This is a genomic window from Sporosarcina koreensis, from assembly GCF_000826145.2.
Classification (GTDB): domain Bacteria; phylum Bacillota; class Bacilli; order Bacillales_A; family Planococcaceae; genus Sporosarcina; species Sporosarcina trichiuri.
On sequence record NZ_LN651336.1, the window covers coordinates 132,314 to 156,298 of the forward strand.

Annotated in this window: 27 protein-coding genes; 10 read left to right on the forward strand and 17 right to left on the reverse strand. The window is 53.1% G+C overall.

All coding sequences use genetic code 11. From position 1 onward, the window contains the following. Positions 1 to 5 precede the first annotated feature (5 nt). From BN1190_RS04305 to BN1190_RS04330, 6 genes are all read right to left on the reverse strand, one after another. Positions 6 to 1,256, reverse strand: a complete 1,251-nt coding sequence (locus BN1190_RS04305; RefSeq protein WP_052461682.1) for a metallophosphoesterase family protein — start codon at positions 1,254 to 1,256, stop codon at positions 6 to 8. A gap of 100 nt (positions 1,257 to 1,356) precedes the next feature. Next, positions 1,357 to 2,619, reverse strand: a complete 1,263-nt coding sequence (locus BN1190_RS04310; protein ID WP_040285796.1) for an ABC transporter permease — start codon at positions 2,617 to 2,619, stop codon at positions 1,357 to 1,359. Next, entirely contained in the window at positions 2,612 to 3,511 is a 900-nt protein-coding gene (locus tag BN1190_RS04315; RefSeq protein WP_040285797.1) for an ABC transporter ATP-binding protein, read from the reverse strand. Before BN1190_RS04315 ends, BN1190_RS04310 begins: the two co-directional genes overlap by 8 nt. A 57-nt stretch (positions 3,512 to 3,568) precedes the next feature. After that, complete coding sequence (locus BN1190_RS04320; protein ID WP_040285798.1) at positions 3,569 to 3,871, reverse strand: hypothetical protein; 303 nt, start codon at positions 3,869 to 3,871, stop codon at positions 3,569 to 3,571. A 13-nt stretch (positions 3,872 to 3,884) separates the two neighbouring features. After that, positions 3,885 to 4,196, reverse strand: coding sequence for an LPXTG cell wall anchor domain-containing protein (locus tag BN1190_RS04325; protein ID WP_040285799.1), 312 nt, complete (start codon positions 4,194 to 4,196; stop codon positions 3,885 to 3,887). Between the two features lie 2 nt (positions 4,197 to 4,198). Beyond that, a complete protein-coding gene (locus BN1190_RS04330; RefSeq protein ID WP_040286004.1) occupies positions 4,199 to 4,396 on the reverse strand; it encodes a helix-turn-helix transcriptional regulator in 198 nt (65 codons plus the stop codon). 168 nt (positions 4,397 to 4,564) lie between these two features. Between BN1190_RS04330 and BN1190_RS04335 the strand changes: the two genes are divergently transcribed. Together BN1190_RS04335 and mgsA are read left to right on the forward strand one after the other, a co-directional pair. Further along, entirely contained in the window at positions 4,565 to 4,750 is a 186-nt protein-coding gene (locus BN1190_RS04335; protein WP_040285800.1) for a YhzD family protein, read from the forward strand. A 56-nt stretch (positions 4,751 to 4,806) separates the two neighbouring features. Beyond that, complete coding sequence (mgsA, locus tag BN1190_RS04340; protein ID WP_179860747.1) at positions 4,807 to 5,241, forward strand: methylglyoxal synthase; 435 nt, start codon at positions 4,807 to 4,809, stop codon at positions 5,239 to 5,241. A 12-nt stretch (positions 5,242 to 5,253) separates the two neighbouring features. Here mgsA and BN1190_RS04345 read toward each other — a convergent pair whose 3' ends face one another. The 5 genes from BN1190_RS04345 to BN1190_RS04365 all read right to left on the reverse strand — a co-directional run bounded on the left by BN1190_RS04345 (position 5,254) and on the right by BN1190_RS04365 (position 10,214). Then, complete coding sequence (locus tag BN1190_RS04345) at positions 5,254 to 6,072, reverse strand: STAS domain-containing protein (protein WP_040285802.1); 819 nt, start codon at positions 6,070 to 6,072, stop codon at positions 5,254 to 5,256. A 145-nt stretch (positions 6,073 to 6,217) separates the two neighbouring features. Then, a complete protein-coding gene (locus tag BN1190_RS04350; RefSeq protein ID WP_040285803.1) occupies positions 6,218 to 6,997 on the reverse strand; it encodes an enoyl-CoA hydratase in 780 nt (259 codons plus the stop codon). An 89-nt stretch (positions 6,998 to 7,086) separates the two neighbouring features. Further along, positions 7,087 to 8,592, reverse strand: a complete 1,506-nt coding sequence (locus tag BN1190_RS04355; protein ID WP_040285804.1) for a coproporphyrinogen III oxidase — start codon at positions 8,590 to 8,592, stop codon at positions 7,087 to 7,089. Between the two features lie 102 nt (positions 8,593 to 8,694). Then, positions 8,695 to 9,045 (reverse strand): YlbF family regulator, encoded by a 351-nt coding sequence (locus BN1190_RS04360; RefSeq protein ID WP_040285805.1) that lies wholly within the window; start codon positions 9,043 to 9,045, stop codon positions 8,695 to 8,697. A gap of 20 nt (positions 9,046 to 9,065) precedes the next feature. Beyond that, positions 9,066 to 10,214, reverse strand: coding sequence for a DUF445 domain-containing protein (locus tag BN1190_RS04365; RefSeq protein ID WP_040285806.1), 1,149 nt, complete (start codon positions 10,212 to 10,214; stop codon positions 9,066 to 9,068). Between the two features lie 237 nt (positions 10,215 to 10,451). Between BN1190_RS04365 and BN1190_RS04370 the strand changes: the two genes are divergently transcribed. After that, a complete protein-coding gene (locus BN1190_RS04370) occupies positions 10,452 to 11,243 on the forward strand; it encodes an ABC transporter substrate-binding protein (RefSeq protein ID WP_040285807.1) in 792 nt (263 codons plus the stop codon). A gap of 296 nt (positions 11,244 to 11,539) precedes the next feature. On the opposite strand, the gene BN1190_RS04375 is transcribed toward BN1190_RS04370, so the two are convergent. Then, positions 11,540 to 11,932, reverse strand: coding sequence for a ferritin family protein (locus BN1190_RS04375; RefSeq protein WP_040285808.1), 393 nt, complete (start codon positions 11,930 to 11,932; stop codon positions 11,540 to 11,542). Between the two features lie 73 nt (positions 11,933 to 12,005). Here BN1190_RS04375 and BN1190_RS04380 point away from each other — a divergent pair, with 73 nt between their 5' ends. Further along, a complete protein-coding gene (locus tag BN1190_RS04380) occupies positions 12,006 to 12,209 on the forward strand; it encodes a DUF5342 family protein (protein WP_040285809.1) in 204 nt (67 codons plus the stop codon). A 54-nt stretch (positions 12,210 to 12,263) separates the two neighbouring features. Next, positions 12,264 to 12,407: a hypothetical protein gene (locus BN1190_RS14985; protein ID WP_179860748.1), complete on the forward strand. Its 144-nt coding sequence runs from the start codon at positions 12,264 to 12,266 to the stop codon at positions 12,405 to 12,407. 56 nt (positions 12,408 to 12,463) lie between these two features. Here the strand turns inward: BN1190_RS14985 and BN1190_RS04385 are convergent, their stop codons facing one another. The 3 genes from BN1190_RS04385 to BN1190_RS04395 form a co-directional block, all read right to left on the reverse strand. After that, positions 12,464 to 13,723 carry an MFS transporter gene (locus tag BN1190_RS04385; protein ID WP_052461683.1) on the reverse strand — a complete coding sequence of 420 codons (1,260 nt, stop codon included), beginning with the start codon at positions 13,721 to 13,723 and terminating at the stop codon, positions 12,464 to 12,466. A 167-nt stretch (positions 13,724 to 13,890) separates the two neighbouring features. Further along, on the reverse strand, positions 13,891 to 15,636 hold the full coding sequence (locus BN1190_RS04390) for an ABC transporter ATP-binding protein (RefSeq protein WP_040285810.1): 1,746 nt from the start codon (positions 15,634 to 15,636) through the stop codon (positions 13,891 to 13,893). Beyond that, a complete protein-coding gene (locus tag BN1190_RS04395; protein WP_040285811.1) occupies positions 15,633 to 17,375 on the reverse strand; it encodes an ABC transporter ATP-binding protein in 1,743 nt (580 codons plus the stop codon). The genes BN1190_RS04390 and BN1190_RS04395 overlap by 4 nt, the downstream gene beginning before the upstream one ends. A 162-nt stretch (positions 17,376 to 17,537) precedes the next feature. Between BN1190_RS04395 and BN1190_RS14810 the strand changes: the two genes are divergently transcribed. Both BN1190_RS14810 and BN1190_RS04400 read left to right on the forward strand, forming a co-directional pair. Next, entirely contained in the window at positions 17,538 to 17,783 is a 246-nt protein-coding gene (locus BN1190_RS14810) for a hypothetical protein (protein WP_144036069.1), read from the forward strand. A gap of 145 nt (positions 17,784 to 17,928) precedes the next feature. Further along, positions 17,929 to 19,284, forward strand: a complete 1,356-nt coding sequence (locus BN1190_RS04400; protein WP_040285812.1) for a hemolysin family protein — start codon at positions 17,929 to 17,931, stop codon at positions 19,282 to 19,284. A gap of 332 nt (positions 19,285 to 19,616) precedes the next feature. Here the strand turns inward: BN1190_RS04400 and BN1190_RS04405 are convergent, their stop codons facing one another. Then, positions 19,617 to 19,874 (reverse strand): hypothetical protein, encoded by a 258-nt coding sequence (locus BN1190_RS04405; protein ID WP_052461684.1) that lies wholly within the window; start codon positions 19,872 to 19,874, stop codon positions 19,617 to 19,619. A gap of 636 nt (positions 19,875 to 20,510) precedes the next feature. Then, a complete protein-coding gene (locus tag BN1190_RS04410; RefSeq protein WP_040285813.1) occupies positions 20,511 to 22,067 on the reverse strand; it encodes a carbon-nitrogen hydrolase family protein in 1,557 nt (518 codons plus the stop codon). A 116-nt stretch (positions 22,068 to 22,183) separates the two neighbouring features. On the opposite strand from BN1190_RS04410, the gene BN1190_RS04415 reads away from it, so the two are divergent. From BN1190_RS04415 to BN1190_RS04425, 3 genes are read left to right on the forward strand one after another with little or no spacing between them, the layout of a single operon-like run. Beyond that, positions 22,184 to 22,609, forward strand: a complete 426-nt coding sequence (locus BN1190_RS04415; protein WP_040285814.1) for a disulfide oxidoreductase — start codon at positions 22,184 to 22,186, stop codon at positions 22,607 to 22,609. 1 nt (position 22,610) lies between these two features. After that, positions 22,611 to 23,084 carry a thioredoxin family protein gene (locus BN1190_RS04420; RefSeq protein WP_040285815.1) on the forward strand — a complete coding sequence of 158 codons (474 nt, stop codon included), beginning with the start codon at positions 22,611 to 22,613 and terminating at the stop codon, positions 23,082 to 23,084. Between the two features lie 22 nt (positions 23,085 to 23,106). Next, the gene (locus tag BN1190_RS04425; protein ID WP_040285816.1) at positions 23,107 to 23,952 is read left to right on the forward strand and encodes an RluA family pseudouridine synthase; all 846 of its coding nucleotides are present in this window, start codon (positions 23,107 to 23,109) and stop codon (positions 23,950 to 23,952) included. The last annotated feature ends 33 nt before the right edge of the window (positions 23,953 to 23,985 follow it).

Below are 23,985 nucleotides of genomic sequence, written 5' to 3' on the forward strand. Positions count from 1 at the left end.
CTTTCTCATTTCGCCAGTTCCCCGGCAACCAGATCGGCTGCCGCCGCCTTCACGCGCTGCTGCCTCTCTTCATCAGCCGGCTCGAGATACGGAGCCGATCTGGCATGCTGATAGACGTCTGCCAGTACGGATTGCCATTCTTCTGCGTCCCAGCCTGAAAGCCGCTCCATCACCGAACGGATCAAAGGGGAATCCCCGAGACCTGAACCTGTTCCCGAAGGTTCAAAATCCACCCCGGAGAACCAGACGTCATCGCCTGCCGATTCACGGAGAATCTCGAGCCATTCGGCACGCGGCGCTCCCGCAAAAAGCTGTTCCGCTTCTTCGGACAATCTGCAGTTGTGGACCCGCAGGATAACGGGACCAGTACGGGCTGTCATCGATCCCGCCTTCGCCAGACAGGCATTCAGCCAGTCGGTCGCATGACGGACATGTGAGCAGTCGACCTCGATTTCCCCGAAAACAACTGCCGAACATGGGACGAACTGCATGGAAACTTCAGGTCCGCCGAGTTCCACATCATAGAACCCTTTCATGCCTGGCTCGGTTTTATGACGGCCCTGCAGGCAGCCGGGGTAGACGATCGGCGGATTGCTGTGCAGCAGCTGCCGTTTATGTATATGACCGAGCGCCCAGTATGCATAATTTTTCTGAAGCAGCGATTCTTTCGTGAATGGCGCGTAGACGGCATGGCTCTTATCACCTGCTATGCTGCCATGCAGCATTCCGATATGGAGGATGCCGTCATCCGGCGCTGCAGCCGGATAGTCTGTGATCATCGCCCGTTCGATATGGCGCTCGCGATAGCTGAAGCCATGGATGGCGACTTTGTGTTCCCTGACCGTAAGCTCATATGTCTCCACATCCGGTCCGAATACGGTCACATTGTCCGGCAGGCCGAAGCGCACCCAGCCGCCGGACAGGTGATCATGGTTCCCATGCGACAGGAAGACCGGAATCCCGGCGGCACCCAGCTGTTCAAGACCGTCGTGGAACCGTTTCTGCGCACGCAGGCTGCGATCCTCCCCATCGTAGATGTCCCCGGCGAGCAGCACGAAATCCGGCCGGACAGCCAGAGCATGCCGAATCAGGTTACGGAATGCTGTGAAAGTGCTTTCCCGAAGACCGGCCAGCCGGTCTGCCGGCATGTCTGTGATCCCTTTGAACGGACTGTCGAGATGCAGGTCGGCTGCATGTAGAAAACGGATCATCTTTTCCTGCTCCTTCCGGTCGAATATTTGTTCTAATTTTACCATAGTTCCCCTCATCCCGCGACCGTCTCCTGGAGATTCCGGGAACGGTTAAAAAATCGAAAAGCGGAGGAACCGGCTGTTCCCCCGCTTTTCGATGGGTGAGTTACTCTTTCCCTAATTGGATCGCCTTCTTAATGTCCTTCAATGAACGGGATGGGCCGTACATGAGCACGCCGCCCCGATAGACGCGAGCGCCGAACCAGCCGAGCACAAAGATCGTGACGAGCATGATGGCGATGCCGAGCAGCGGTTCCCATACCGGCAGATCGAGCATACCGACCCGCAGGAACATGACAAGCGGTGTGAAGAACGGGAAAAACGATGCGTATTTCAAATACCCGAGTTCCGGATTCCCGAGGCCTGATGCCGCCAGGATGAACGCCGCCACAATCAGGAGTGTCATCGGCATGATCATCTGCTGGACGTCTTCCGTCCGGCTGACGAGCGAGCCGAGCAGCGCCGCAAGGGTCGCATAGAGGAAGTAGCCGAGCAGGAAGAATATGACCGCATAGACGAGTGTCATCGGATCGATATCCGACAGACTGAAGAAACTTGCAAATCCTTCCGTCGCTTCCGACGCAGTCGTCTTGAAGGCGATGAATCCTGCGATTGCGTAAACGACGATCTGGACGATCCCGAGCGACCCGATGCCGAGCACTTTCGCGAACATGTGCTTGACCGGTGACACACTCGAAATGAGGATCTCCATGACGCGTGACGATTTTTCGGTCGCCACTTCCGTCGCGATCATACCCGAGTAGAGGATGACGGCGAAGTAGATCACGAACATGAGCACGTAAACGAGGATCCGCGCCTGATTCAGTTCGTCTTCGGATTTCGCAGTGGCCGAAATGTTATTCGTTTCGAAGTTCACCTGCGTGAAGAGCGAATCCACCTGTTCGGAAGACAGGGACAGCTCATCGGCCTTGACTCCGGCCTGGACGGTCTGCAGAGCATTCCTCACGTCGTCTGGAAGTCCGGTGTCGATGCTGCTGAGTGTCGTGTAGGTCGCGTGGATTGTATTTGTCTTGTCGAGATCGAGCGTCAGAAATGAGTCGATATCCTCCGACCGCACTTTCTCTTCGAGCGCCTTCGGCTGTTCGTCCGTTTTCTCCAATTCGATGTAGGAATCCGGATCGTTCGCTTTCACAACAGCCGCCAGCGGATCGAACAGCTGCCCGCTTGCATCATATACTTCCAGCGTCTCGTTTTCGCCGTCGCCGATACCGTCGATGGCGTCCAGGATACGCGGCAGGTTGGACAGCAGGAAGATGCCAGCGATGACCAGAACAGTTGTGATGACGAACGATTTCGTCCTCGCCTTGGTCAGGAAGGCCTGTTTGAAGATGATCCAGAATTCACGCATGTTCTTTCCCCACCTTTGCTATGAAGATATCCTGCAGTGTCGGTTCCTCGATCTCGAACTGACGGACCGGCCCGGATTTCAAGGCTTCTTCCAGCAGTTTACCGGCTGTTTCATCGGACTCCACCTGATAGACGGCCCCTTCGATCGTCGTCGTTGCCGCGAGCACACCTGGCACCTCGTTCAGTGCATCGAGCGGGTAGTCCGAACGGATCCGGACATTCTGTTTGCCGAATGACCGCTTCACGTCCTTCAGCGTGCCGCTGACGATCTGCCTGCCGTGGTCGATGATACTGAACTGCTCGCACAGCTCTTCCACATGATCCATCCGGTGGCTTGAAAAGATGATGGTCGCCCCGCTGTTACGGATGTCGAGGATCGCTTTCTTGAGCAGTTCCACGTTGACGGGATCGAGACCGGAGAATGGTTCATCCAGTATGATCAGCTTCGGCTTATGAAGGAGTGCCGCAATGACCTGGATTTTCTGCTGGTTCCCTTTTGACAGTTCCTCCACTTTCTTATTCAAGTATTGCGGCACTTCGAACCGGTCGAGCCATGCGCCGAGCTCGCGTTTTGCATCTGCCCGTTTCATGCCGCGCAGTTCAGCAAGAAACAGCAGCTGGTCCTCGACTTTCATCTTCGGATAGAGCCCCCGCTCTTCCGGCAGATAGCCGATCTGCGGGCTCGTCGCGTAGTTGACAGGCCGGCCATTCCAGGTAATCGTTCCTTCGTTCGGCGTCAGCAAGCCGAGGATCATCCGGAATGTCGTCGTCTTGCCGGCGCCATTCGCACCGAGGAAGCCGTACATCGTCCCTTCCTCCACGGTCAGTGATAAGTCATCGACAGCCGTGAAATCACCGAATCGCTTCGTTACATGTTCGATTTGCAGTGTCATCAAATATCCCCTTTTCTATATACTCAGTTTTCTATACGCACGAGACTATAATCCGTTTCATAGTTTTCGATTCAGGATGAACACGCTGCTCATATAAGACAGGAGCAAGACAATATATGCTGATAAAACAAGATAGAATGCCAGTTTCGGACCTTCCATCAATAGGAGGGTGATCCACATGGCGGTCAGCGTGACCAGTGTCAGCGACCAGGACACATTTCTCGCAAGCGTGTGGATCCGTTCATACCGTTCATCGAAACGCCGGTCTTTTTTGCCTTTCCTGAAGTACAGATATAGCAGCAGCAGACTGACACCAGCCCCTGTGAAAAAACCTGCAATCGTGTCTATAGAAATATCCATTGACAGTCCTCCTTCAATTTTGGCTGGATGCAACAGCGGCGCCGATCATATAGGAGAGCATGTGCACAACCCAAATACCGGTCAGCAGAAAGAATGCAAGTTTCGGTCCCTGCACAATCAGCACAATCATCCAGGCAGCCAGCACTGCCGCAGTCGTCGCCATCCATGAAATCGAACGTGCGTGACGGTGGATGGTCCTGTACCGTTCGTCGAAGGCGCGTTCCTTCTTCAGCTTTCTCCGTGTCAGCAGCCACACCGCTCCGGCAATCAGAAGCCCAAGCGGCAGTCCCGCCAGAAATGTCCATATATTGAAATTATCATACATCTTCATTCCTCCTCGGGTATGAAAATATCCTCTATCCTGCAGCCGAACAGCTTCGCGATCTTAAACGCCAGGATGAGCGACGGATTGTAACGGCCTTTTTCAAGTGAAATGATTGTCTGTCTGGAAACATCCAGTTTTTCCGCAAGATCATCTTGCGTCCAGCTATGCTCGGTCCGCCGTTCCCTGATCTTATTCTCCAGGTCGATACCCTCCTTCAAGCTGTGCGTGTATACCGTCCTTTACGTAAAGCTTACTTTACGTCACCCGCCATGTCAAGCATCCTTTACAAAGTGTTTGAAATGAATGACTGTTCACCTAATGATTTTTCATAGTATAATGGTGGAAACACCAGGGAGGGGACTGATTAAATGAGAACTTACAAACTGACAGCGTATGAAAAGGACGGAACACTGATCACGGACGAATCATTCACAGCAGAGACCGACGAGGCCGCAAAAGTCATCGGCCGTGAAATGATCGAGAAGCAGAACCTGTCCGATCAGACACACCGGCTCGCATCGCCGGCAGGCAAACTGCTGCTGTTCCACGTATGAGGTATGAAGCTTGATATTATGATATCCTTAGGCTGACCAGAGGGGAGTGTCAGACGTTGAAGATTGCATTGATTGCACACGACGAGAAGAAAGACGAAATGGTGAATTTCGCCATTGCCTATGAATCGATTTTCAAGAAATTCACGCTGTACGCGACGGGGACAACCGGAAAACGGATCATGGATGAGACGGATCTGACCGTCAATCGGATGAATTCGGGACCTCTTGGCGGTGATCAGCAGATCGGTGCGATGATCGCGACCGGCGAGCTGGATCTCATCTTGTTCTTCCGGGACCCGCTGACGGCGCAGCCCCATGAGCCGGACGTCAGCGCCCTGCTGAGGCTCTGTGATGTGTACGGCATCCCGCTCGCCACCAATATCGCGACGGCCGAACTGCTGATCCGGGCTATCGAAAAAGGATATTTCGAATGGCGAACGACTGCCGATAAATACAAACAAAAAACGCTTGCCCGCTTTGAACGCGGATAAGCGTTTTTTCTATTACAAATACCATTGGATGGCTTGCTGGAGCGTACCGAGCGTTTCCGTGCCGCTGTCGAATTCCCGTCCGAGCACCGCCATCTTGCGTACAACATCCGGTCGCAGTCCGGTGATGACGACTTCGCATCCCATCAGTTTCGTGCTGTCGATCACTTTCCCGAGATTGTCGATGACCTCGTCTTCCATTTCAGCGATCCCTGACATATCCAAGATCAGCCGCTGTATGTGCATCCGGCTGATTTCGAACAGCACCTTCTCCTGGATGACCGTCGTCCGGAAATAATCCAGTTTGCCGATGAGCGGCAGGATGCTTATCGTTTCAGTGATCGGTATGATCGGTACCGACAAGTCCTCCACAAGCTCCCGCTGTGATGTGATCTGCTCGTCCTTGTAGCGTGAATAGCTGAGGAAGAACTCATTCAGGAAGACATCCAGCCTGGAGTTGATTTTCTTCTCCAACTCGAAAAACTGGCCGGCTGTAAAGTCTTTCTTATACTGCTCGATATACTGGCGGATGAATTTCCACATGGTGCGGCGGATGGCTGATACCCATTCCAGTTTAAAATAGAGTGTCAGCGAATGCTTCGCCCATGCGATCCCTTCCACTTTCGCGAAAGCGACCAGTTCATCCTGCTGGGCCTCACTGACAAAGGTGACGAGTTTATGTGCATTATTGATAAGGTCGATATTGCCGATCCGGAGTATTTCACCTATCTTGTCATTCACCGTAACTGCTTCGATCAGCAGCTGCCTTTCAAACTCGTCACGGTGATCGGCGATGAACCTCTTAACATCCGGCCGGATTTCCGCGTTCCCCACGACTGAGCCCTCCTCGACTATAGTTTCCGTATGCAGGTTCCTGCTGCAACATTCATTATAACGCTTTCCCGATATACTGCACTCTAATTTGCTTTGCCGATGAAAAACCGGCATCTTCCTTTTGGTCGGATGCCGGTTTTTAACTTTACTTCCCTTCAAAAACAGGTTTTCTTTTTTCGATGAATGACCGGATCCCTTCCGTATGGTCGGCTGTCTGCCTCATCGCAATCTGAGCGGCAGCCTCCCTGTCCAGGATGTCCGCAAGTTCAGCCTCATTGCTTCCATGCAGGATCCGTTTCGTTGCCATCATGGCGGACAGCGGCGACTTCAGCAGGGAAGACACCAGATGAGTTGCGGCCTGCCCGGATTGGCCGCTCGGCACGAGCTCGTCGACGAGACCCGCCGCCTTCGCTGTTTTCGCATCGAGCACGTCGCCGGCCCAAATCATCTTCTTGGCGTTCGCGGCACCGATCCGTTCTTTCAGGTAGAAGTGGCCGCCCCCATCCGGAACAAGACCAATTCCGATGAAGTTCATCGCAAGCTTGCTGTCCTCTTCCGCGATGATGATATCACACGCAAGCGCCAGTGTGAATCCGAGCCCGGCGGCCGATCCGTGGACAGCCGCAATCGTGATCTGCGGGAGCAGATATAATGCTCTCGATAAACGTGTGATCGACTTCATCACGTCTGTCATGTCCATCGGTGATGCGGGATCCGCCATCTTTTTTATATCTCCGCCCGCCGAAAACGTCCGGCCTGCCCCCCGGATCGTCAGCAGCTGGACTTCTTGATCATCCCTTAGTGATTCGAACGCATCCGCAAGCTCAGCCATCATAATATCATCCATGGCATTCATCGATTCCGGACGATTCAGCGTCAAGGATGCGTGCCTGCCGTTTTTTGTAAGTATAATTGTCTGAAACATGGTAGTCCCCTTCCTTCCCCGTTATCCGGCCAGCCTTCTGTAAATGAATGGCTGTTCAGTACCTATTCGGGAACGGAAGGGAAACTCCTTTAATTCGTGACGGTTTCCGGAAAGATTTCATCCAGCAGCTCCAGCTTCTTCTCCATCGACTCCTGATACGACAAGATATACGCAGCCGGGTCTTTCGGATTCTGGAATTGCGTGATGCGGCCCGTTGCAGGGTCGCGGAATTTACTGGATGCTCCGCAGCCGATGCCGATGATCGACTGGACCTCTTCCATGATCATGATATTGTAGATGCTCTCTTCACCGGGCTTGGAATAGCCGACGTTTTCCAGATTGCCGAGGATGTTTTTCTGGCGGTACAAGTAGTAAGGGACGTAGCCGTTCTCCTCTGTCCATTGTTCACCGAGTCTCATCATCTCTTCAGCGGTCGGACGGTCGGCCACTTCGTACTTCTTTTTGTTGCGTGTCATTTCGGATGCCCGCTTGAACGACAGCGTATGGATTGTCAGGGATTCCGGCTGAAGTTTTCCGGTTTCCGCAAGTGAATGGCGGAACTCTTCCGTCCCTTCGTTCGGCAGGCCGATGATCAGGTCCATGTTAATGTTCTTCATGCCCATCGAGCGTGACAATTTGAACTTGTCGATCGTCTCCTGGACGGTGTGATGGCGGCCGATCGCTTTCAGGGTTTCGTCCGTATAGGATTGCGGGTTCACACTGATCCGGTCGATGCCCCACTTCTTCAGCACGTCGATCTTTGCCGGGGTGATCGTATCCGGACGTCCGGCTTCCACGGTCACTTCCCGCACGTGCTCCATGAACGGGAAGGATTCGGCCATCACTTCGTACAGCGCGTCCATCTCCTCCGCTTCGATGGACGTCGGCGTGCCGCCCCCGAAATAGATCGTCGTCACACGGATCTGCCGGCGCTCGAGCCATTCGCCGAGCTGACGGATCTCTTCGTGCAGACCGTCCAGGAAATTTTCCACCCGCCCGTTTTTCCGGTGGATGGCATACGCAGGAAACGTACAGTAGGCACATTTCGTCGGGCAGAATGGGATACCGATGTAGATGCTGACCTCCCGTTCCAGTCTGTACAGGTCCGGAACGGCTTCCAGCTGCACATCAGCAATCTTCTCCAGCAGGTCTGCCTTCCTGCGAGACACCCGGTGTTTCGACATCAGCAGACCCTTGGCCTCTTCCTGGCTCAGCCCCTTCTGCAAATAGGTATGATACAGCTTCGTCGGTCTGATTCCCGTCAGGATGCCCCACTCCTGCGTTATACCAGTGTACGCCTCGAGCGTTTCAAGGAACACATGGGAATACAGCCGTTTCCATTGACGGTTCCGTTCCTTTTCCGTGCCGCCTTCCGCCTTTTCGGTGAATGATGCTTCGAATGTGCGTTCATCCGCTGAAAGGAAGCCTTTTACAGAAAGCTGTCCTTCTGCCGCCTGTTCTTCAAAACGGAACGTCAGGCTGCCGGACTCACCTTCCCGGCAAATATGGGTCTCCTCGAAAAACAAATTCGCCAGGTGGATGAACATCCGCTTCCAATCTTCTTTGAAATCGCCCTGCAGCGCGATCATTTGCATAACTAGCCCAACTTTCTCCGGCAGTCCGTGCCGGTCTTCTCTGTCACTCAGTATAGCAAATCCGGAAAACAAAAAACCAGCCTGTCCGGCTGGTTTTTTGCATCAATTCATTGTTTCGTACAGGTCCTGCACAGGTTTCATGAGGATGCGGTTGATTTCATCGATGATACCGCTCAATTTCATCTCCGCTTCAAGCATTTCCATGATCTTCGGGTTCTGCTGGGACAGCTGCGCCGTCTTCTGCGCGTGCTCCAATTCGTCCGGCTGGATCTCTTCCCCTGCCATCTGCTTCTGCTGGAGCGTCATCTGGATCTCACGGAAATTACGGAACAGTTCCAATGCTTGCTTATCTTGTTTTACGCGCTCGATCGCTTCTTTCACGCCTTCAAATTCGTCTGTTGCGCGAAGTGAGCTTTCCAATGTGTTGATGTCGTCATAGATGTTGACTGCCATGTTCAATTCCCCCTAAATGATTACGTCAGATTGGTAAAGTATACAATGAGTCCTTGTACAATTCCAATGATACCGCCGAGCAGTGCACCAAGGACAGTGATCATTTTGAACTCCCGTCTCGAGATGCCGAGCACAAGATCCTCGAGGACGGCTACCGGGAACGTATCGACCTGTTCTTTGACGATCTGGTCGAGTTTCAATCTCTTCAAGGACTGCTCGAGCTGGACTTCCGCCTGTGCAAACGCGAACTCGACGAGCTGCGGTGTAAGATGTTCTGCGGTCCAGGCAGCCCCGTCCGCCCAATAATGGCGGATCGGCTGTGCCAGACGGCCGGCTGCATCCAGCTCATCCAGCGCATAATTGCGCAGGGATGTGCCGAGCCCTTCCCAGTCGAACCCGCCAGCGAGTTCTGCCATCGGACGCTGTTTCAGCTTAGTCCATTCATTCGTCAGCATCGTTTCGATCAACTGCGTCGTCCCAGGTGCGGCGATGAACTTCCTCGCTTCCCGCTGCACCTTCTCAACCAGCGAATTCGAATCGCCGAACAGCATTTTGACCATGCCGCCGAGCGTTCCTTTCGATTCAAGGAAATCCGTGATCAGCCGCTGGAACATCACCTTGCCTTCATAGCTGTCCACAAAGCCGTCCGCCCTTCCGAGTATGTAGGAAGTGAGTGACGGGATATGCTCTTCCGCCTGCTCCAGCCACTTGGCCGGGACTGTCTCCTCAACTGTTCCGGACAATACAGCCGTCTTGACCGCCTGGAACCGTTCATCGATCAGCTGACCGGCCTTTTGGTCGATCTTCCGTTCCATTCCGTGCACGCCGCCGAGTTCCAGCCAGTCCGCGAGCGTCCTGTCCGACAAGAGAATCTCCTTCTCCAATTTACCTTGCAGGAACGTCTCGGTCTTCTTCGCCATTTCAGGTGTCAGCAGGCGTTTCCGGAACGTTTCCGGCGTCAGCAGATAATTTGTGACCGTCTTGCCGAGCTGGACAGCCAGTTCATCCCGGCGTTTCGGAATGAGACCCGGTGTGAAGGGGATATGCCACTTGCCTATATATTTCGCTTCATGCGGACGGAACAGCATCTTGATCGCCAGGTGGTTTGTAAAGCCGCCGATCAGTGCCCCGATCAGCGCCATGAACAGCAGTACCCATAGAAAATCCATTGCCTCACCTTTTTCTGTTCAGTTTCATCCAGTATACCAGAACAGCGCTTTCCGCCCAATCGTTAGGGCCGGACAGCTCAGGGTGCGGCGGATGAATTCCATCTGTGTTTCCTGTACGATGGAAGTGACATAGAGGTCATGAGTTAAATGCAGCGCCGTATTGGCATGTTGCCGTTTCGTATGGAAATGCCATTCAGGCAGACTGCTGCCACTACTTTAAGCTGAAAGGATGATTGCATGGAGCGGACAGTTACGGACGCACTCGGCCGGACGGTCACGTATACATACCCGCCGAAGCGGATCGTGTCCCTATGTCCTGCTGTGACGGACACCCTGTTCGCACTCGGACTGGCGGATGAAACGGCGGGACGCACCCGGTTCTGCATCCACCCTTCTCCGGATGTGCTGGACGTTCCGGCGGTGGCCGGGACGAAAGATCTGAAACTCGATCGGATCCTGGAATTGCAACCCGATCTGATCATCGCCGAGAAGGAAGAGAATACGAAAGAAATGGTGGAAACGCTTGAACCGCATGTGCCTGTCTACGTGGCGGAAGTACAGTCCATCGAAGACGCCTATCGGATGATGATAGACATCGGCGATATAACCGGCCGTCTGCCCGAAGGTCGGCAGCTGGCAGAGAAGGCGAAAGCAGGATTCCAAGCGCTGGAAGGAACCGTATCAGGTGACGTGCTCTATGTCATCTGGAAGAAGCCGTATATGGCTGCCGGGAGGACGACATACATCCAGTCGGTTCTGGAGCACCTCGGCTTCACGAATGCTGCGGCACGATTTCTCGGGCGTTATCCGGCACTTGAGCCGAAAGACATCCAAGACCTGGATCCTTCAGTAGTCCTTTTGGCTTCCGAGCCGTATCCATTCAAGCAGAAGCACATCAAGGAATTTCAGGAGATCCTGCCGCATTCCCTGATTCTCCCAGTAGACGGCGAGATGTTCTGGTACGGTCCGAGGATGCTGGAAGCCGTCCATTACTTCAGCAGCCTGCTGTCCGATATGCAGCACGAGTGAGAGGAAAAGCCTGGAGCGGCCAGTATACATTCCCAGCACCCCGGATATTTACACCTCCCCGTTTTAGTGCTATAGTTGTTTTGCCGGCAGATCTTTACTCATGCAGCAGGAGGATAACACAGGGCTTATAGTAATGTCCTCCTGACCGATCTTCCAACATATTCTTCGTGCAGTCCTTTGGCAGCATGCTGTCTACTGAACGATGACTTTCTGATTGGCCTCAGGAATTCATTTCAATGCATTATATATAGTTCTTTTTTCGAACCGTCCTTCCTGCGAGGACGGTTTTTACTTGTTCACTGAAGTCCATTGTAGATGACCGACAGCCGGATCGCGTGCTCCATCTCATCCTGCATGGCGATGAACAGCGGGTTATAGGCGTCCTGGATCGGTATGGACAGCAGCATCTCCTTATAGGTTTCAACTGCTTCCAGTTCATCAAGAAGCGCCTGCTGGACGCATGCTTTGACGTCATAGCAGGGAGCCGGACGTTTCGGATTGGCAACATAACTGCCGGTCAGCATATAATGGAGCTGCTGGAACATCTCATAGTGGCTTTTTTCGTCTTCATACATATGGCGGATGAAGTCTTTCCACATCGGCTTCTCGACTGTATCGTACAGCGACCGGTATAGGAAATACGCTTTGTATTCCTCATGGATGGCCGATTTCAGTTTGGCAACGAACATGTACTGCCCTCCTGTCCCCTTTTGCAGTTACTGTATGCCTAAAATCTTTGAATCATGAAAGGAGGCGATGGATATGCTTCAGCACTTCAAAGTCCAGCCGATGTTTGCAGGCGGACAGCTTCCGGGATGGACTTTCTCCTTCCACCTGGGCCCGGATCGCTACACCGGCGACTATCTTCCCGACGGAACGATCCGGTGGACAGGCAGCATACCGGATGATGAGGATAAAGTGAAGAAGATGGTCCATGAACTGATGATTTTCCATGTATATGAATAATAGCTGGCGCGGGATCCATACTACGTCCGATCACCAGTTACGGAGGGATGCAGGATGGATGGCAAAACACCTGATCAGCTGAAGAAAGAAAAGACCCAGCTGCACGTCGAGGATCAGAAAACGGAGAATGTCTTCGAGGACAAGAGCCGGGTTCCGGACGAGCAGAACGCCTGGAAAGAAACACAGCCGAAGCGCTGAAACGCTTCCATGCAAAGATGCCCGAACAGTCAATTGACTGCCCGGACATCTTTTTTTCATTCGGCGGATAAGTCCTGCTTGCCGATCACAATGTAATAGTAGATGGATGAAACGACATACAGACCTGCCGTGATGGAAAATGCGACGGCATATCCCCAATAGAACCCCTGCGCCACTACGAGACCCGTGGCAATCGGGCCCATCGATGCCCAGCCGAGCTGGAATACCGTCTGGTTCATGGAATTTGCGAGCCCCCGGTACTTATCGGTCACCAGTTCCATGGCGATGGCACTCTGGATCGGATTGCCGGCATTCATGAGTGCCTGCCGGAGCAGGAAACCGAGCGATGCGAACAGCAGTGAATTCGTGAAGGCTGTGAGCAGGAGGAACGGAATCGACAGCAGCTGAAAAATGATGAGCGCTTTCACTTTGCCCACCTTCTTGACCAGTATGGGACCGATCATCGCCGCCACCGCCGTCATGGCAGCACCGAGTGACAGCACAAGTCCGATCGTCGAATTGGACGCATGGAACCGGTTGGCGAAGTACAAGTTCAAATAAGGGACGACGAGCCCTGAGCCGAGACCGATCAGCAGTCCTGCGAATGAGAAATGGAGGATGAGCGTAAAATTCCGTTTGAAACTGTCGGCGGCCGCATCAGCGGGTGCTGTCCCGGCCTCATCACGGACCTGCACAGGCACAGGCGGCCGATCTTTCAGGGCGAACAGCGGGGGCAGTCCGAGCGCAAAGATTCCTGCACCGATATACAGCGACCAGCGGATCGCATCGACCGTCTCCATCTTGAAAAGCAGTTCCAGCGCATCCGCGAGCAATCCTCCCGCCAGGCTCCCTGCCACTTGTGCGACCGTCACGAGTGCGAATTGTATGCTGAACAGCTTGACCCGTTCGGACGGCGACGAGTTCTCTGCAAGAAACGGAATTCCAGACACCTGGACAAATGCCATGAACACTCCCGTCAGCAGGGAAGCGAAGACGATCGGCCCTTCCAAAACAGCGGCACTCCGCAGGAACAGCGTGGCCATCGCAAGGGCGGTCCCTCCGGCTATGAGCCACTTCCTGCCGAACCGGTCACTCAGGAAACCGGCCGGCACAAGCATGACAGCCGTCGCAAGAGCTGTCATGGAAATGACCTTCCCGTTGACCGTTTCCGGCATGCCGAGTTCCCGGATGTACAAGTTATACATGACCATGAACACGCCAAGACCGATCTGGATGAATACATTCGCCAGCAGGAAATTTTTGATATTGCGATTAAAGGATGAAATCGTCTGGACCCAGTCCTTGATGAGATTCAAAAGATGCCCTACTTTCTTGTCAAAACATTTCGATACTCTAAATATATGTTTTTTTCTGCCGCTTGGCAATCTTTTTCATACAATCCTCAGAAACTCATGAAACGAAAAAACTGCCCCGAACCATCTGTAGGATGATTCGGGGCAGTACGGTTCACTGCATATTCAAGTTACGAAACGGAAATGCCCGATTGCAGTTTATACATCTGGGCATATTGACCGTCCAATGCAACCAATTCGTCGTGGGTTCCGCTTTCTTTGATCTCTCCGCGGTCAAGCACGAGGATGCGGTCGGCATTTTTGATGGTCGACAGGCGGTGGGCGATGATGAACGTCGTCCGGCCCTTCTTCAGGACATCCATTGCATGCTGGATGATTTCCTCGGTTTCGGTATCGATGTTCGAAGTGGCTTCATCCAGTATGAGGATGGCCGGATCGAATGCAAGTGCACGCGCGAAGGAGATGAGCTGGCGCTGTCCGCTCGACAGCGTACTGCCCTTCTCTACGACCGGCTCGTCGATGCCGCCCGGCAGATGTTCCAGCACACGTTCGCCGCCGACCGCATCGAGCGCTTCCTGGACAGCATCCCGGGTGATACGCGGGTCCCGCAGGCTGATGTTGGACTCGACAGTGCCTGTAAACAGGTACGGATCTTGCAGGACGATCCCCATGTGGCTGCGGACAGTCTGCCGCGGAAGCGCAGTGATGTCCTGCCCGTCGATCAGGATCTTCCCTTTCACCGGGTCGTAGAAGCGGAACAGCAGGTTCATGATCGAGCTCTTCCCTGATCCTGTATGTCCGACCAGGGCGACCGTCTCTCCCCGCTTCGCTTCGAAATTGATATCTTTCAGCACGTACTCATTTTCCTTATAGGCGAACCAGACGTCTTCGAAGGCGACATTCCCTTGATAACGTTCCATCCGTTCGTCGCTGACCGGCTCTCCCGCACGGTCCATCAGCTGGAATACACGCTCCGCCGCAACCAGCGAGTGCTCAAGACGTGCAAACTGGTTGACGATTCCCGTCACCGGGTTGAACAGCCGGGTGATATAATCCACGAATGCATACAGCATCCCGACAGAAATGACACTGCCCGCAGAAAATGATGCGCCAGCGAAATACCAGATGAAGATGACGAACGTCAGCGACCGGATCGTGTTGACCAGGTTGTGTGAGGTGGCCGCTTCGACTTTCAGCAGTTTCGTCTGATAATTGTAATGCGTCGTATTCAGTTCCTCGAATTCCTCTTCCATCTGCTTTTCCCGTCCGAACGCCTGGATGATCGTCATCCCGTTGATGGACTCATTGATCATCCCGTTCATGTCGCTCACTTTCGAGCGGATGACATGGTTCACCTTGGAGGCGAATTTCCGGTACAGAATCATCCAGACATAGAGCAGCGGCAGGACGAACAGCAGGATGGCACCCATTTTGGCATCCAGGCTGAACAGGGCGATATAGATCCCGATAATGTACATGCCGCTGATCGCGAACTGCGAGACGACTGTCACATACAGATGGCGGATCGCTTCCGTGTCGTTCGTCACACGTGCCACCACTTTTCCGGCAGGCAGATTATCGAAGTAGCTGATCGGCAGTGTCTGGATGTGCCGGTACAGCTCATTCCGCATCTTCTGCACGATCCGGTTCGCGGTCGCCTGCAGCATGATGTACTGACCGTAGCGGAATATTGCCGTCACGACGGCGAGGGCAAAGAAGATGACGAGCAGTTTCGCAATCGGAGAGAAGTCGATGCCCCCGGAATCCGAGCCTGCGATATGGTTATCGATGATCTGCTTCGCGATGATCGGCCCGAGCAGGTCGGCGCCTACCGCGACGGCGAGCAGCGCCATGCCGCCGATGAAGTACCCTTTGAATTGCAATGCATAGTGGACGAGCCGTTTACCGGTTGTCATGACTCGTCACCTCCAATCTGCTGCCGGTCATATTGTTCCTTGTACCAGCCATTCTGTTCAAGCAGTTCTTCATGTGTGCCTTCTTCGGTGACACGGCCGTTTTCAAGCACGATGATGCGGTCTGCATGCTGGACGGCGGACAGTCTGTGTGTCGTAATGATTGTCGTCTTCCCGCTCCGCTCGTTCTGGATGTTTTCAATAATCCTGGTTTCCGTCTTGGCATCGACGGCCGACAGTGAATCATCCAAGATGAGGATTTCCGGATTTTTCACGAGAGCCCGGGCAATCGAAATCCTCTGCTTCTGGCCGCCTGACAGGGCCACGCCTTTTTCACCGACAAGCGTTCCAAGCCCTTCCGGCAGCATTTCCAGATCCTTTTCGAAATGGGCAAGGCGGATCGCCTCCGCAATATCCGCTTCCGTTGCATCCGGCTTCCCGAACAGGATATTGTCACGCACGGAACGGGAGAACAGCACATGGTCCTGCGGGACGTAGCCCACCCAGTTCCTCACCTGCTCTTTGGTCATATCATCGAGCCGTCTGCCGTCGAACGTCAGCAGCCCTTCGCCCGCCGGATACTCACGCAGCAGCTGTTTGACGAACGTCGTCTTGCCGCTGCCTGTTTTACCGACGATGCCGAGTGTCTGGCCGCCGCCGAGCTGGAGACGGATCTGATCCAGATTCTTCCGTTCGGACGTAGGATAGCTGAAGCTCACATCACTGAAACCGACCATGCCCGGTCGTTCCATCTGCACAGGCATTGACGGATCACGTACATCTTCAACAGCATCGAGCGTCTCCTGGACACGGTCGAGCGATGCGTTCCCCCGCTGCATGACGTTGATCAGTTCCCCGATCGCAAACATCGGCCAGACGATCATGCCGAGATAGACGTTGAAGGTGACAAGACCCCCGAGAGTGATATCGCCGACCGAGACGAGATAAGCTCCGTAGCCAAGACCGATAATGTAGGACATCGACGTCATGATCTTGGAAATCGGTGTGAACAGAGCGTCAATCCGCTCGACATCCATATTTTTCTTATAGACATCTTCCGTCGCATCCGCAAAGCGCTGCTCTTCAGCACGTTCCTGTACATAAGCTCTGACGACACGGACACCCGCCACAGCTTCGAGCACGTCATCGTTTAAATCGCCGAATGCACGCTGCGCCGTCACGAATTTCAGATGGATCCGTTTGCCGAGCACCTGCATGAGATAGGCGAGGATCGGCAGCGGCAGGATTGCTGCGAGCGTCAGTTTCCATGAGACGGCGAACCCCATCATGACGATGAGTGTGAACAGATAGACCGTCGAGTCGATCAGCGTCATAATACCGAATCCCGCAGTCTCCGAAATCGCCTGAAGGTCATTCGTCGAACGGGCCATCAGATCGCCCGTCTTATTCCGCTGATAGAACGAAGGCGTCATCTTAAGAAAATGGCGCATGAGATTGCCCCGCAGCTTCCGTTCAATGACATTCGCGCCGCCGAACAGCTGATACTGCCAGACGAAATCGCCGATATAGCCGATGACGGTGATTACAAGCAGAATGCCGATGTACGTCCACAGCAAGTGCGGGGTCATCGTATTCAGGTGGATTCCGTCGATCGCCTTCCCGATGATCCATGGGGGAACAATCGCAAATACACTCGTCATGATCAGCAGCAGCAATGCTACTGTGTAACGCATTTTATTCTCTTTGAAAAACCATCCTAATTTCCCTAATACCGAAAACATACTTTTCTACGACCTTTCTTTGAAACATCCGGCTATCCGCCATCACCTGTCTCTTTTTTCTCAGTTTGTTCCGCTTTCATTGCTTTTTCGATCTGAATCACATCCATAACGCTCCTCTCGTCATCATTTCTATGCACCACGCTGACGCGTGAGGACATCCAATTGAAGACAGAAAAAAAGACACGTGCCCGCATTTTCAGCAGCACGCGTCTGAATCGGGATCATGCCCCTCCGTCCATCCTTTCCGCTAAAGAGAATGCGGAACAGGCAATCGTCCAAAAGGGGGTGCTTGAAATTGGCGGCGCGTTTTCTTTTCGGCTGTCATCATGTCAGGCACCCCTTTCTTTCGGATTTCGAATGTTTTCAGATTATCATGCTTTTTTCACTATTGTCAATAGTTTCTTTTAATCTTTTGAAAATTTTCTCATATAGCAGCAGGAAAACCGTTTGGAAGGAAAATTCATTGAAATCCACGCCCTTTTACCTTATTATTGAATCAACTACCCTATTTTAAACCACAGGAGGTGTACGCTTTGTTCCCCCCTTGTTCGGCATGGAACAAAGCACCTATTTGGATATTCCCATACGCTTGGCAGCATTTGCTGCCTTGATCGCCCTCACTGCCTTTTTCGTGGCAGCTGAGTTTGCAATAGTGAAAGTGCGGATGACACGGATCGACCAGCTCGCTCTTGAAGGAAATAAAAGAGCGATCAACGCCCAGCGCGTCGTGACCAACCTGGACGACTATCTGTCTGCCTGCCAGCTCGGTATTACGATCACTGCGCTCGGGCTCGGTATGCTCGGTGAACCGACCGTCGCCCTGCTGTTCGCGCCTGTTTTCGATCACTTGGCCCTGTCTCACAGCCTGACCGCATTTCTGTCCTTCGCCATCGCTCTGATCATTGTGACGTTCCTCCACGTAGTTGTCGGGGAACTGGCACCGAAGACAGTCGCAATCCAGAAGGCGGAGCGGATCACACTGTCATTGGCCATGCCGCTCATCATCTTCTACCGGACAATGTATCCGGTCATCAAGCTCATGAACCTCAGTTCTCGGTTTGTGACACGGCTGTTCGGCTTCCAACCGATGTCCGAAGCAGACGTCGCCCATACGGAAGAAGAGCTGCGGATGATTCTGTCCGACAGCCTCAAGAGCGGAGAGATCAACCAGTCCGAATACAAGTATGTGAATAGAATTTTCGAATTCGACGACCGGGTCGCAAAAGAGATCATGGTGCCCCGGACCGAAATGATGTCGATCGACAAAGAGATGACCGCGAAAGAGCTGTTCAACACGGAAGGCGTTGAGCAATTCACACGCTATCCGGTCATCGACGGTGACAAGGACCACGTCATCGGGCTAATCAACATGAAGCACCTGCTCACCGCCTATATCAAAAACCCGAAAAACGGTGAACTTCCGGTTGTTGCCTACATGCAGCCGATCATCCGTGTCATTGAAACGATGGCAATCGGGGACCTTCTGCTGAAAATCCAGCGGGAACGCATCCACATGGCAATCCTTATGGATGAATATGGCGGGACATCGGGCTTGGTGACCATCGAAGATATTCTGGAGGAGATCGTCGGGGAGATTCAGGACGAGTTCGACAAAGATGAGCTTCCGGATGTCCAGGTCATCGGAGAGAACCATTACATCCTGGATGCCAAAATGCTGCTGGAAAACGTCAATACGACACTCGGCATTGACATCGATGAAGAAGATATCGATACGATCGGCGGCTGGTTCATGTCCCAGCGATTCGAAGCGATTCCGGGAGAAAAGATCATCGAGCAGGGCTATGAGTTCTCCGTGAAAGACGTGGAAGGCCATCATATCCTGTATTTGGAAGCGGAAAAACTTGTACCGGATGAAAATGATCCGGACACAGAAGATACGGAAGACTGATCATCAAGTAAAACGGCTGACAAAAGGGTTGGAAATCGAAAAGATTTCCAACCCTTTTGGTTTTGTACGTGTAAATCAGCAAGTAGTCAAACGCCGTTGATCTCCGTTCCGGGCGGACGCTTTCCGGGGGGGGCTTGCCCTCAGCCTCCTCGTCGCTTTGCTCCTGTGGGGTCTTCGCGCTGCGCTGATCCCCCAGGAGTCGCCGCCCTGCACTCCGATCAACTCAATTCCCCGCAGAACACTGGATATGTGTGGGCATCTTTGTTATCAAGTGGACTTCATGTCCACCTGGCGAGTTTCTTCAAATTTTGGACGCCAAAAGATGGCATCGCCTACATGGACAATTTTTTAAGGCCCTTCAGGTCTGTCCATTGCATTCCATGCTTCTCTTTCGCATCCGCAAAAACACGTTCAACCGGATCGACGCTCGTCCGTCCCACATCGGAGTACAAGTTCTCGACCAATGGACAGATGAACGAAAAATCAATCGCTGCATCCAGTTTGCGAACCAAATGATTTGGTGGAACCAATTGCTCGACCGCCAAGATTTCCATCTGTTTTCGTTCATTGACTTGTTTCTTCTTCATCATATCCATCACCTCATCTAGTCATAAAAGACACTTGTTGATCGGAGAGGAGAGCGGCGAATAAAAGCGAAGTGTTATGAGCAAGGCTGTCTGAATTTCTGCAAAGTACGCAGAAATACGGCCAAGCGAACCCTTGTCGCGATTCGTTTGGCTGAAGCCGTGCCCCCCCCGGGAAAGCGGCCGCTCGTAGCGGAAATCAACAGATTTCGTGTTGAATCTATTGTAATAGAAAAAAACTGCAGGCATGAGTCGAGTCCGTTGAAAAACGCACGACTAATTTTTATGCGGTGCAGCGTTCACAAAAAAAGACGTTCGGTGAGTCGAATTTGACCCACCGAACGTCTTTTCACTGCTCCGTACCTTGTTTTCTCTGCTCCCTGAGTTTGGGGTCCGTTTCAAGTTTACTACAACTATGGAGACAGCCCCTTGCGTCAGCCCGTTTCCCGTTGATTGGAGCGGAAGGCGGCGACTCCTGCGGGAACAGCACGCGCGGAAGACCCTGGACTGAGCGCAGCGAGGGAAGCGGCTGGAGCCGTGCCCGCGGAAAGCGTCCGCCTGCAGCGGAAATCAACCTTACCGAGGATGTTCCAGCTTTCATGAGACTTTTTCAGCAGCCCTCATGAGTCTGCAGCCGTTTTTTCATTGCTCCGGATTCTTGGCGAAGTATTCAACCCGGTACACGTCATGCCGGCGGTCCTTCAGCTGTTTGACGGTCCCTTCCTGCCGCTGACGTTTCAGCACTTCCAAGTCCACGTCGCCGATCAGCACCGTCTCCAGATTGGCGTTCGTTTCCCCGACGATCCCGTCACGGGCAAATTCAAAATCGGACGGCGCGAAAATTGCCGACTGTGCATACTGGATGTCCATATTGACGGCCTGCGGCAGGTTTCCGACTGTGCCCGAAATGACCGTATAGATCTGGTTTTCCACAGCGCGCGCCTGTGCGCAGTATCGGACACGCAAATAACCTTGGCGGTCTTCCGTACAGAACGGCGTGAAGATGATATTGGCACCTTTTTCCGTAGCGATACGGGCCAGTTCCGGAAACTCGATGTCGTAGCAGACCTGGATGGCAATCTTGCCGCAATCCGTATCGAACACCCGGACGGAATCCCCCGCGCTGATGCCCCAGTACTTCTTCTCATTCGGCGTAATGTGAATCTTATACTGCTTGTCGATCGACCCGTCCCGGCGGAACAGGTAGGAAATATTGTAAATTTCCTCGTCCTCTTCTTCCACGAAGTGCGAGCCGCCGATGATGTTGACATTATATCGGACGGACAGCCCGTTGAAGAGCTCGATATACTCCTCGGTGTATTCCGAGATTTTGCGGACCGACTGGCTGGCGGACGGCTCATCGAGGAATGACATGAGCTGCGTCGTGAAGATTTCCGGGAACACAACGAAGTCCGAGTTGGCGTCAGCCGCCACCCGTACGAAGTATTCCACTTGCGATGCAAGCTCATCGAAACAGGATATTTTACGCATCAGATATTGGACGACGCAGATCCGGACCGGATAGCTCGTCTTGTAGTGCCGTTTGCTCACTGCCTTGTAATCGATGTTGTTCCATTCCATCAGCGTCGCATACCGCTTCGATGCCTGATCATCCGGCAGATAGTTCGGATTGATGCGCATCAGTGTGAAGTCGTTCATGAGCTGGAACGTCAGGACCGGATCATAGATTTTGTGACGGGCGACGGCATTCACGTATTCACGCGGTGACATTTCATCGGCATGCTTGTGATAATTCGGAATGCGGCCGCCGATGATGATCGATTTCAGGTTCAGCTGGCGCGCCAGTTCTTTCCTTGCCTCATACAGCCGTTCCCCGACCCGCATTCTTCTGTATTCCGGATGCACCATCACTTCGATGCCGTATAAGTTATAGCCTTCCGGATTGTGGTTCGTTATGTAGCCATTGTCCGAGATATCATCCCACGTATGGCGGTCATCGTATTCCGCGAAATTGACGATCAGGCTCGAACACGATCCGATGATGCTGCCGTCAAGCTCCGCTACGAACTGGCCTTCCGGGAAAACCGATAAGTGGCTTTCCAGATGTTCCGTCTCCCAAGGTTCCATCCCCGGGAAGCAGACTTTCTGCATTTCAAGTATTTCCGGTATATCCGTCAGCTGCATCTGACGGACAATCATACTCATTTCAAATGGCGATAAATCAAATTCCTCGCTCAACACAAATCACCTCCTTATCCTTAGTACCCGTTTTTCTGATAATCATGCCGCAGAATGGCTTAAATTATACTTTCCCATTATAATTGAGAACGGATAAGCGCGGAAGGAGAGAACTCATGGACAAACGACAGGAAAACCGGCTGGTATTCATATGGACAGTTGCGCTTGTCGCAACTGCTGGCTCACTCTATTATTCTGAGGTGAAAGGCTACATCCCATGCTTGTATTGCTGGTATCAGCGAATCCTTATGTACCCCCTTGTATTGATTGCGGGGATCGCCCTTTTCCAGAAGAACAGCGGGATTGCACTGACGACAGCTGTCTTCAGCCTGATCGGCGGTCTGCTGTCAGGCTATCATTATGCACTGCAGAAGATCACGCTGCTGCAGGAGCATGGCGGTACGTGCGGAGATGTGCCTTGTACAGCCCAATATGTGAATCAGCTGGGGTTCATCACTATCCCTTTCATGGCGCTGACGGCGTTCACCCTCATATTCATCACGAGTGTGCTCATGCTAAAACAATCGAAGGAGCGTAACTGACTTGAAGAAACTTCTGATCATCGGCGGAATCGTCGTCGTATTTTTTGTGGCGATCATCGCGCTGACCAATGCATCGAACAAATCCAAGCTGCAGGATAACCCGTACGGGACGGATGATCTCGAGAAATCGACAATCGACCTGATCGGCAATGAAAACTACGACAGCATCGTGCTCCCTGACGTGGTGGATAAGAAAATCCAGTCCGGCGAACCGACGACGGTCTACTTCTTCCACCCCGAGTGTCACTATTGCATGGAAATGACACCGATTCTCATGCCCATCGCAAAAGAAGAAGGCGTGAAAGTGAATCAGTACAACATGCTGGAATTCGGGCAGCAGGCGAAGGATAAGTATGGGATCGACCAATGGCCGGCTCTCGTCCAATACGAAAACGGCAAAGAGGTCGGACGTCTTGTCGGACTCCAGCCGGAAGAAAATATCCATGAATTCTTCAATACGTATTATGGAAATTAACCATTCGGAAAGAGGCGTATAAATGATCATCTTCCACTATACTGTACCGGAAGACGGCCGGACGCTCGAACAGCTCCTTCGGGATGACTGGCGTGCCGGCAAGAAAAATATCCACGAGCTGCGGATGACCAATGGCGTGACGCTTGCTTCCGGGGAAGCGGCAGTCTGGCGCACCCCGCTCGCAGCAGGAACAGTGCTCACCTTCCGGCTGCCCGATGCAGTGTCGGAGTATGAACCGATGGACGTGCCGGAAGTCCGTGTACTGCAGGAGGACGCACATTACATGGCAGTCTTCAAACCTGCCGGAATCCCTGTCCATCCGGACAACACAGCCAGCGGACCCACGCTCATGAACGCCGTGATGGAACAGATCCAGGAGGATGGCGGCACGTATGCCGAACACATCCAGCGGCTCGATAAAGGGACGAGCGGTATCATCCTCATTGCAAAACACCCGATTGCAAAAGCGATGTTTGACAGGATGCTTGCGGAAAATGATATCCACCGGACCTACCACGCAGAACTCGAGGGACGGCTGAAGAAGACGAAAGGAACCGTCAACTTGCCGATCGGACGCGACCGCCATCATGCTTCGCGCAGACGTGTTTCCATGTCCGGCCAATCTGCGGTCACCCATTTCAATGTTCTTGAGCGCAAAGAGGTTTCCACGATCATCCAGGCAGAACTCGATACTGGCCGGACACATCAGATCCGCGTCCATATGGCCCATCTCGGGCACCCTGTAGTGGGCGATAATCTATATGGCGCCAAGTCACTTCCGGACGGTACATACCGCCTGACCGCTGCGGAAACATCGTTCGTCCATCCGCTCACCGCGGAAAAACTGTCGATCTCGATTGATAACTGAGCCATAGCAAAAGACGGCATGGAACCGAATCCA

Excerpts from the sequence above, each read along its gene's own strand:
- BN1190_RS04305 (WP_052461682.1), bottom strand. The coding sequence starts at position 1,256 with ATGGTAAAATTAGAACAAATATTCGACCGGAAGGAGCAGGAAAAGATG.
- BN1190_RS04310 (WP_040285796.1), bottom strand. The coding sequence starts at position 2,619 with ATGCGTGAATTCTGGATCATCTTCAAACAGGCCTTCCTGACCAAGGCG.
- BN1190_RS04315 (WP_040285797.1), bottom strand. The coding sequence starts at position 3,511 with ATGACACTGCAAATCGAACATGTAACGAAGCGATTCGGTGATTTCACG.
- BN1190_RS04320 (WP_040285798.1), bottom strand. The coding sequence starts at position 3,871 with ATGGATATTTCTATAGACACGATTGCAGGTTTTTTCACAGGGGCTGGT.
- BN1190_RS04325 (WP_040285799.1), bottom strand. The coding sequence starts at position 4,196 with ATGTATGATAATTTCAATATATGGACATTTCTGGCGGGACTGCCGCTT.
- BN1190_RS04335 (WP_040285800.1), top strand. The coding sequence starts at position 4,565 with ATGAGAACTTACAAACTGACAGCGTATGAAAAGGACGGAACACTGATC.
- BN1190_RS04350 (WP_040285803.1), bottom strand. The coding sequence starts at position 6,997 with ATGTTTCAGACAATTATACTTACAAAAAACGGCAGGCACGCATCCTTG.
- BN1190_RS04355 (WP_040285804.1), bottom strand. The coding sequence starts at position 8,592 with ATGCAAATGATCGCGCTGCAGGGCGATTTCAAAGAAGATTGGAAGCGG.
- BN1190_RS04360 (WP_040285805.1), bottom strand. The coding sequence starts at position 9,045 with ATGGCAGTCAACATCTATGACGACATCAACACATTGGAAAGCTCACTT.
- BN1190_RS04365 (WP_040285806.1), bottom strand. The coding sequence starts at position 10,214 with ATGGATTTTCTATGGGTACTGCTGTTCATGGCGCTGATCGGGGCACTG.
- BN1190_RS04370 (WP_040285807.1), top strand. The coding sequence starts at position 10,452 with ATGGAGCGGACAGTTACGGACGCACTCGGCCGGACGGTCACGTATACA.
- BN1190_RS04375 (WP_040285808.1), bottom strand. The coding sequence starts at position 11,932 with ATGTTCGTTGCCAAACTGAAATCGGCCATCCATGAGGAATACAAAGCG.
- BN1190_RS04380 (WP_040285809.1), top strand. The coding sequence starts at position 12,006 with ATGCTTCAGCACTTCAAAGTCCAGCCGATGTTTGCAGGCGGACAGCTT.
- BN1190_RS14985 (WP_179860748.1), top strand. The coding sequence starts at position 12,264 with ATGGATGGCAAAACACCTGATCAGCTGAAGAAAGAAAAGACCCAGCTG.
- BN1190_RS04390 (WP_040285810.1), bottom strand. The coding sequence starts at position 15,636 with ATGACAACCGGTAAACGGCTCGTCCACTATGCATTGCAATTCAAAGGG.
- BN1190_RS04395 (WP_040285811.1), bottom strand. The coding sequence starts at position 17,375 with ATGTTTTCGGTATTAGGGAAATTAGGATGGTTTTTCAAAGAGAATAAA.
- BN1190_RS04400 (WP_040285812.1), top strand. The coding sequence starts at position 17,929 with ATGGAACAAAGCACCTATTTGGATATTCCCATACGCTTGGCAGCATTT.
- BN1190_RS04405 (WP_052461684.1), bottom strand. The coding sequence starts at position 19,874 with ATGATGAAGAAGAAACAAGTCAATGAACGAAAACAGATGGAAATCTTG.
- BN1190_RS04415 (WP_040285814.1), top strand. The coding sequence starts at position 22,184 with ATGGACAAACGACAGGAAAACCGGCTGGTATTCATATGGACAGTTGCG.
- BN1190_RS04425 (WP_040285816.1), top strand. The coding sequence starts at position 23,107 with ATGATCATCTTCCACTATACTGTACCGGAAGACGGCCGGACGCTCGAA.